6 protein-coding genes and 1 pseudogene are annotated in these 6,919 nt (G+C 50.9%); all 7 read left to right on the top strand.

Translation table 11 applies throughout. From position 1 onward, the window contains the following. Positions 1 to 729: pseudogene (locus BLU12_RS06970) on the top strand (sodium ion-translocating decarboxylase subunit beta); the annotation flags it as partial. Positions 730 to 821: 92 nt separating this feature from the next. After that, positions 822 to 1,682 (top strand): fumarate hydratase, encoded by an 861-nt coding sequence (locus BLU12_RS06965; RefSeq protein WP_091461612.1) that lies wholly within the window; start codon positions 822 to 824, stop codon positions 1,680 to 1,682. Between the two features lies 1 nt (position 1,683). After that, positions 1,684 to 2,265, top strand: a complete 582-nt coding sequence (locus BLU12_RS06960) for a Fe-S-containing hydro-lyase (RefSeq protein ID WP_091461610.1) — start codon at positions 1,684 to 1,686, stop codon at positions 2,263 to 2,265. Further along, complete coding sequence (locus BLU12_RS06955) at positions 2,262 to 3,119, top strand: patatin-like phospholipase family protein (protein ID WP_091461608.1); 858 nt, start codon at positions 2,262 to 2,264, stop codon at positions 3,117 to 3,119. The genes BLU12_RS06960 and BLU12_RS06955 overlap by 4 nt, the downstream gene beginning before the upstream one ends. Positions 3,120 to 3,131: 12 nt before the next feature. Next, positions 3,132 to 4,310 (top strand): glycerol-3-phosphate acyltransferase, encoded by a 1,179-nt coding sequence (locus tag BLU12_RS06950; protein ID WP_091461606.1) that lies wholly within the window; start codon positions 3,132 to 3,134, stop codon positions 4,308 to 4,310. Between the two features lie 189 nt (positions 4,311 to 4,499). Continuing rightward, the gene (locus BLU12_RS06945) at positions 4,500 to 5,837 is read left to right on the top strand and encodes an aspartate aminotransferase family protein (protein ID WP_091461604.1); all 1,338 of its coding nucleotides are present in this window, start codon (positions 4,500 to 4,502) and stop codon (positions 5,835 to 5,837) included. 100 nt (positions 5,838 to 5,937) lie between these two features. After that, complete coding sequence (locus BLU12_RS06940; protein WP_091461602.1) at positions 5,938 to 6,897, top strand: TAXI family TRAP transporter solute-binding subunit; 960 nt, start codon at positions 5,938 to 5,940, stop codon at positions 6,895 to 6,897. Positions 6,898 to 6,919 lie beyond the last annotated feature (22 nt).

Below are 6,919 nucleotides of genomic sequence, written 5' to 3'. Positions count from 1 at the left end.
TAAAGGAAGCAGCTCCCATAGCCATCATCGGTGGTGCAGACGGCCCTACGACGATATACCTTGCCGCTAAATTGGCTCCCCATCTGCTGGGAGCGACGGCCGTTGCAGCTTACAGCTACATGTCCCTGGTTCCTATAATCCAACCACCCGTGATCCGACTGCTTACCACTAAACAGGACAGAAAAATTCGAATGGAGCAGTTGAGACCTGTCTCCAAAAAAGGAACGAATATTATTTCCCATCGTCTCTACGATTGTGGCAGGATTGATCTTGCCCGCCTCCGTTCCTCTTATCGGGATGTTAATGTTTGGCAACTTGCTTAGGGAATGCGGGGTTACCGACAGATTGTCGCTTGCCGCTCAAAACGAAGTCCTCAACGCCACTACTATCTTTTTAGGCATAAGCGTTGGAGCTACCATGGACGCAACAGTCTTTTTGACTCCTGCAACGATCAAGATAATCCTTCTGGGATTGGTTGCCTTTGCTGCCAGCACCGCAGGAGGCCTGCTTTTGGGACAAATCATGAAGGTGCTTTCCGGCGGAAAGATCAACCCCATGATAGGTGCTGCAGGGGTTTCGGCCGTTCCCATGGCTGCTCGCGTGGTTCAAAGGATTTCCCAAAAAGAGGACCCCGGCAACTTCCTGCTGATGCACGCCATGGGGCCTAACGTCGCAGGTGTTATAGGCACAGCTGTGGCAGCCGGAGTCATGCTCACCTTGCTTTCGTAAGTAACGTGGCGTCTTTATTACGAATTAAGAATTTAAAATACCCGGAAAGAGGAGCTCTTTCCGGGTATTTGACAAGAAGAAAGGAAATTTAATTGAGATATCTGGATTCATTTGAGATCGTAAAATTAGTCGAAGAGTTGTGCACAGAGGCAAACATCTGTCTTCCGGAGGATGTGGCAGATGGCTTAGTTAAGGCAAAAGAACACGAACAGTCCCTTTACGGACAGGCCGTCCTGGACGATCTGCTTCAAAACGTTGAGATTGCTCGAAAAGAAAAGATGCCCCTCTGTCAGGACTGCGGGATGACTGTAGTCTTTGTGGATTGGGGGCAGGAGGTCCTTCTGGTCGGCAAAAGCCTCCAGGAATCGGTCGATGAGGGCGTGCGAAGGGCGTATCTCGGATCTTACCTTAGAAGGTCGGTAGTAAGCGATCCTCTGTACGACAGAAAAAACACAGGTGACAATACGCCAGCCGTCGTGCATTTGAGGTTCGTCGAAGGAAGAGAAGTGAAAATTACCGTGACCCCCAAGGGCATGGGAAGTGAAAACGCCTCGGCCCTGGCCATGCTGTCTCCGGGCGAAGGAGAAGAGGGTGTGATCGATTTCGTTAAAGACGTCGTTGCAAGAAAGGGCCAGAACGCCTGTCCCCCTCTCGTGGTGGGAGTGGGCATCGGGGGAAACTTTGAAAGTGCACCCATATTAGCCAAGAGAGCGCTGCTTCGGCCGATTGGCTGCAGAAACGCCGACGAACGATATGCCCGGTTGGAAGAAAAGATGCTTCGCCATGTGAACGAGTTGGGCTTGGGCCCAGGCGGATATGGAGGAAAGGTGACCGTCCTTGACGTTCTGGTAGAGTTCATGCCCACTCACATAGCGGGTCTTCCCGTGGCGGTTAATATTTCCTGTAATGCTACCAGGCATGCCGGCGGTCGTCTGAAAGGAAGAGAGCTTTAAGATGAAGGGCAGGAAAGTTCGAACGCCACTCGAGGAAGATATCGTTAAGGATTTGTACGTTGGCGAAAGGGTGCTGCTGTCAGGCATTATATACACCGCACGCGATGCAGCCCACAGGAGGATGGCAGAGGCCTTGAAAAGGGGCGAAAATCTTCCCTTCGACCTTCGGGGGCAGGTTATTTACTATGCAGGACCTGCTCCGGCCCCACCTGGTGCCCCGATCGGTTCCATAGGCCCGACAACAAGCGGGAGAATGGACAGATACACGCCCATGCTTCTAGAGATGGGGTTGAAGGGCATGATCGGAAAGGGGCGAAGGGGCCCGGAGGTCATTGCCGCCGTCAGAACAAATGGCGCAGTATATTTTGGGGCGACGGGCGGTGCGGCAGCGCTTCTTGCCAAAAGGGTGAAGGCCTCCAGGGTTATAGCTTACGATGACCTCGGACCGGAGGCAATTTACGAATTGCTGGTCGAGGACTTCCCGCTGCTGGTGGTCGTAGACAGCGAGGGCAACGACCTGTATGAGATCGGGCCAGGGCAGTGGTCGTCTTCCCGTGGAGAAAGGATAGGCGAAGACAGATGAAGGACGAAAACTACAGGGCAAAGATAGGGATCACTTTGGGAAGCGGCGCGGCAAGAGGGTGGGCCCATATAGGCGTCTTGAAGGCGTTGGAAGAGAGGGGAATATACCCTGATATCGTTTGCGGTTGCTCCATGGGGGCTTTGATCGGAGGTTTTTACGCGGCTTCTAAGCTCGATGCTCTCGAGGAAGCCTCCGGCTCCTGGAGCAAGATGGGTATGTTCAGGATGTTGGGACGGCTGATCTTTCGTGGTGGTTTTTTCGACAACGACGGCATAATGAAATGGCTTCGAGAGGCCTTGGGAGATGTTATGATCGAGGATCTGCCAGTGAAGTTCGGCGCCGTCGCAGTAGATCTTTCCACCGGGATGGAACTTTGGCTTACCGAAGGAGACCTCGTAGATGCCATTATGGCAAGCATTTCTGCCCCGGGCATGTTGATTCCCTATCAAAAAAGGGGACTGCTTTTGGGGGACGGTGCGTTGGCTAACCCCGTTCCCGTGTCTTTATGCAGGGCTTTGGGCGCCGATATAGTTGTAGCCGTAGACCTGAACGGAGAGAGGGTTGGGAGGTATTTCGGCCCTCATTGGGGTTTGCCCAAAAGGCCCAGCAACTTTATAAACGATGAGGAGGGCCAGAGGATGCCACATTTCCTGGAAGTGCTCGCCGTATCCAGCCAAATCATTCAAACTAGGTTGACCAGACATCGCCTGGCCGCTGACCCTCCCGACCTTCTCATCTCCCCCAAGGTCAAAAACATCCGCATGTTAGAATTCGATAAATCTTCCGTCGCCATCGCCGAGGGCAAGAAGGCGGTAGAAAGGAACCTATCGGCCATTGGGGAGTTGTTCGAATAGGGGGTGGCCTATATGGCCAAAGAGTTGAGCCTGTTGATTTTATGTTACATCATAGGCAGCATCCCCTGGAGTGCGATCGTTGCCAGGTTTTTTGGCGGGCCTTCGGTGGACCTTACAAAAGAAGGGACTAAGAACGTGGGAGCCACCAATGTGTGGATTTTATCTGGTCATGCCGCGGGCTGTCTCGCAGTCCTGGGCGACGCGGCAAAGGGCGGTTTTGCCGTCTTGATTGCCAGGTGGGCCGGGCTTTCTGCCTTTTTGTGGCCAATGTGTGCATGGATGGCCGTCTTGGGCCATACGTGGTCAATTTTTCTGCGTTTCAAGGGAGGCAGGGGAGCATCAGCTACTGTGGGAGCCTTTGTGGCTTTGATGCCCTTGGAGGCGATGATCTCCGGCCTGATGGTGGCAACTGCCCTTTTGACCTTTGGCGGATGCCTGCTTTTGTCGCTGGCTACGCTTTGGCCTTTTTGTATTTTGGTGTCTCTTGCGAGAGATACCGTCGATCTCAAGACGGCTTGCACGGCCACCTTTTTGGTCCTGTGGGTACTGGTATTCGGATGGAAGCGCCTTTCTAATGACCTTAATGATTTTGCCAAGGCAATGGAACAGCATTTGGTAAGGCGAAAATTATACAGATATTCCGCTTTGGTCTTTCCTGCGTTCCTCTATCCTATGTTCGGTTACGCTACATATCGCAGCGCACTCTTTGCCTCTGCAGCCCTTGCAGTTTTTTTGGAGTTTCTGAGGTTTCGCAAACCGCAAGTAAACGAATATGTGAAGTCCCTCTTCGCCCCCGTCGGAAGAGCGCAGGAAGCAGAACATCTTTCCTCTACGACGATGTTTTTAGCAGGATCGGCTCTGGCAACTCTTTTCCCGGATCCGCTTGGCGTTATCGCCATGATCATGTTGATCCTGGGAGACGCCTGGGCGGCCCTTTGCGGTACCCGCTTTGGAAAAAGGCCATTGATCGAAGGTAAAACCTTAGAGGGAAGCGTCGGCTGTTTTATCGCATGTTTTCTCTCCTGTCTTTTAGTGAGCAAACTGTTATTTCTTCCTCTGCCAATCTTAGTGCTGGCAATTGCCTCTCTTGCCACCACCGTGATAGAAATCGTCACACCCAAAGGACTCGACAATTTTACTATGGCTCCAGCTGCTGCTTTGGTCCTGTTTCTTTTCTCCGGAGGTTTTTAATTCTTTCTGTCATATTCCCCGCTAAAGGTTATAAAGATGAAGCGTTTAGCCTTGACAATTATCTATTTGAAATGTAGCATCTCAATATGAAGGATATCCTTCATATATTTTATAAAATGGTAGCTTATACATCAATGTATACGTTACTATAATGTATTTTTTACAAATAGAACCCCGGAGGCGAGAGAAATGGGTGGCAAGGTTTTTCAGCGCAATTTCAAGGCGGTTATGCCAAGGGTAGTAAAGGGTGAGGGGATATACCTTTACGATGAAGAAGGAAAGCGTTATCTCGATGGTTGCAGTGGGGCCTTGATCTCCAATTTAGGCCATGGTGTTCCTGAAATTATCGACGCAATAACCGAGCAGCTGAAAACTATAGAATTTGCCCACACTTCGCGATGGCGTAGCGCTGCATTGGAAGAGGCGGCCGAGGAAGTCGCAAGCATAGCCCCCGAAGGGCTGGATTATGTATGGTTTGTGAGCGGCGGAAGCGAAGCCGTAGAATCCGCGATCAAGCTGGCGCGTCAGTATTTCGTCGAAAGAGACGGCGTCAGCACTTCTAAAGCACTTATCGTAGCCAGATGGAATTCCTATCATGGAAGTACAATTGGTACCATGGCAGTCGGAGGCAGCATACCCCGACGTCGCATCTACTCTCCGCTCTTCAAAGAGTACCCCAAGATCGTGGCTCATTACTGTTATCGCTGTCCCTTTGGCAAGAAATATCCTGAATGTGGCATTGCCTGCGCCCATCAGCTGGAGGACATCATAAAAAATATCGGCTCCCAATATATCTCTGCCTTCATAGCCGAACCCATGGTCGGTTCTGCCATTGGGGCGTTGGTCCCCCCCGACGAATACTGGCCTATAGTTCGTGAAATATGCGACCGTTATGACATTTTGCTCATTGCCGACGAAGTGATGACTGGCTTCGGCAGGACCGGTGTCAACTTCTGCGTGAACCACTGGAACGTAACCCCTGACATAATCGCAACGGCGAAGGGCATGGCCGCCGGTTATGTCCCTACGGGTGGAATCATCATTAGAAATGAGATCGCCGAGACGATACGTAACGGAAGCGGTGCCTTTGTCCATGGCCACACCTACAACGGAAATCCAGTAAGCGGTGCTGCTACAGCTGCCGTCATACGATACATGAAAAAGCACGATTTAGTAACTAACGCTCGCCTTCAGGGCGAAAAACTTGGCAGGGGCCTTAAAGAGATAGAGGCTTCCAATTCAATAGTGGGAGATGTAAGAGGAAGGGGGCTTATGTGGGGCGTAGAGCTGGTCATGGATAAAGAAAGCAAAAAGCCATTCCCTAAAAGCAAAGGCGCTGCCGCGTTGGCGATGAAGGAATGCCTCGATAGGGGGCTTGTCATCTACCCTGGCGGAGGGATGGTGGACGGCATAGATGGCGACAACTTCCTCATCGGTCCTCCTCTCGTCATAACCGCCGAGCAGGTAGATGAATTGTTGAACAAGTTAGAAGAAGGATTAGCGGCGACGGCTGAAAAGTTGCTTTAAAGTGCACCTTTGGGTTTAAGTTGCCTATAGATATAGAGTGATTAGTTGATTTTGATGTGACGAAAAAATAAACAATAAACAATAGGGAGGAGAGTAGGTTATGAAAAAAAGGACGTTATTGGCAGTTGCTTTGTTATCTTTGGTAGCCTTTGTGGGCACAGCTTACGCCGTCACTTATATCACCATAGCATCAGGAGGGATTGGAGGTACATACTATCCTTTAGGAGGGGTTATGGCGGAAATTTTGACAAAGGCCGGCATCGACGTAAAAGCCACATCCAGGGCTACTTCCGCGTCGAGGGAAAATTGTCGTCTTGTGGCCTCAGGTAGAGCGCATATAGGGATGTCCATGGGCTCCACACTCTACCAAGCCTACACCGGAACGGAGGCCTTTGAAGAAGATGGTGCTTTGCCCCTGCGAATACTGATGCATATGTATCCGGCGCCTCATCACATAGTGACGACGAAAGGTACGGGAATAACCAAGTTCGAGGACATTATTGGTAAAAGAGTTTCCGTCGGCGCGCCCGGCGGAGGCGACCAGGTTCTTACGAACATGATCCTGGAAGCGGCAGGAATAGATCCGGATAAGGACATTAAAAAACAACAGCTGACTCAACCAGAGGGCGTAATGGCCCTTAAAGACGGAAATGTGGATGTAGTCTTTTGGAACTTCGCCACTCCCGGGTCTGCAGTGCTGGAAGTGGCCGCTGTTCGCGATATAGTCATGATACCCATTCCACAGGATGTCGTCGATAAGGTAGTAGAGAAATTTCCCTTCATGTTTCCCTATAAAATCCCCAAAGGAACCTATCCAGGTAAAGAAGAAGACGTTCTCACCGTTGCCGACGGCAACTTCCTGGTTGTTAACAAGGACATGGATGAAGAACTGGCCTACAAGCTCGTCAAGACCATCATAGAAAATAGGGAAGAGATCATGAAATCCATTCCACAGGCCGAGCATTTTGTACCCGAAGAGGCAAGCATTGCTATTATACCTGTCCATCCGGGGGCCGCAAAATACTTTAAAGAGCACGGCATAGAGGTACCTGTAGAATAAGAACAGTTCAGAGGCCCAGCCG

This window comes from Acetomicrobium thermoterrenum DSM 13490, from assembly GCF_900107215.1.
GTDB lineage: Bacteria > Synergistota > Synergistia > Synergistales > Acetomicrobiaceae > Acetomicrobium > Acetomicrobium thermoterrenum.
The sequence above is the reverse complement of the archived record's forward strand: the minus strand, read 5'-3'. Positions and strand labels throughout refer to the sequence as shown.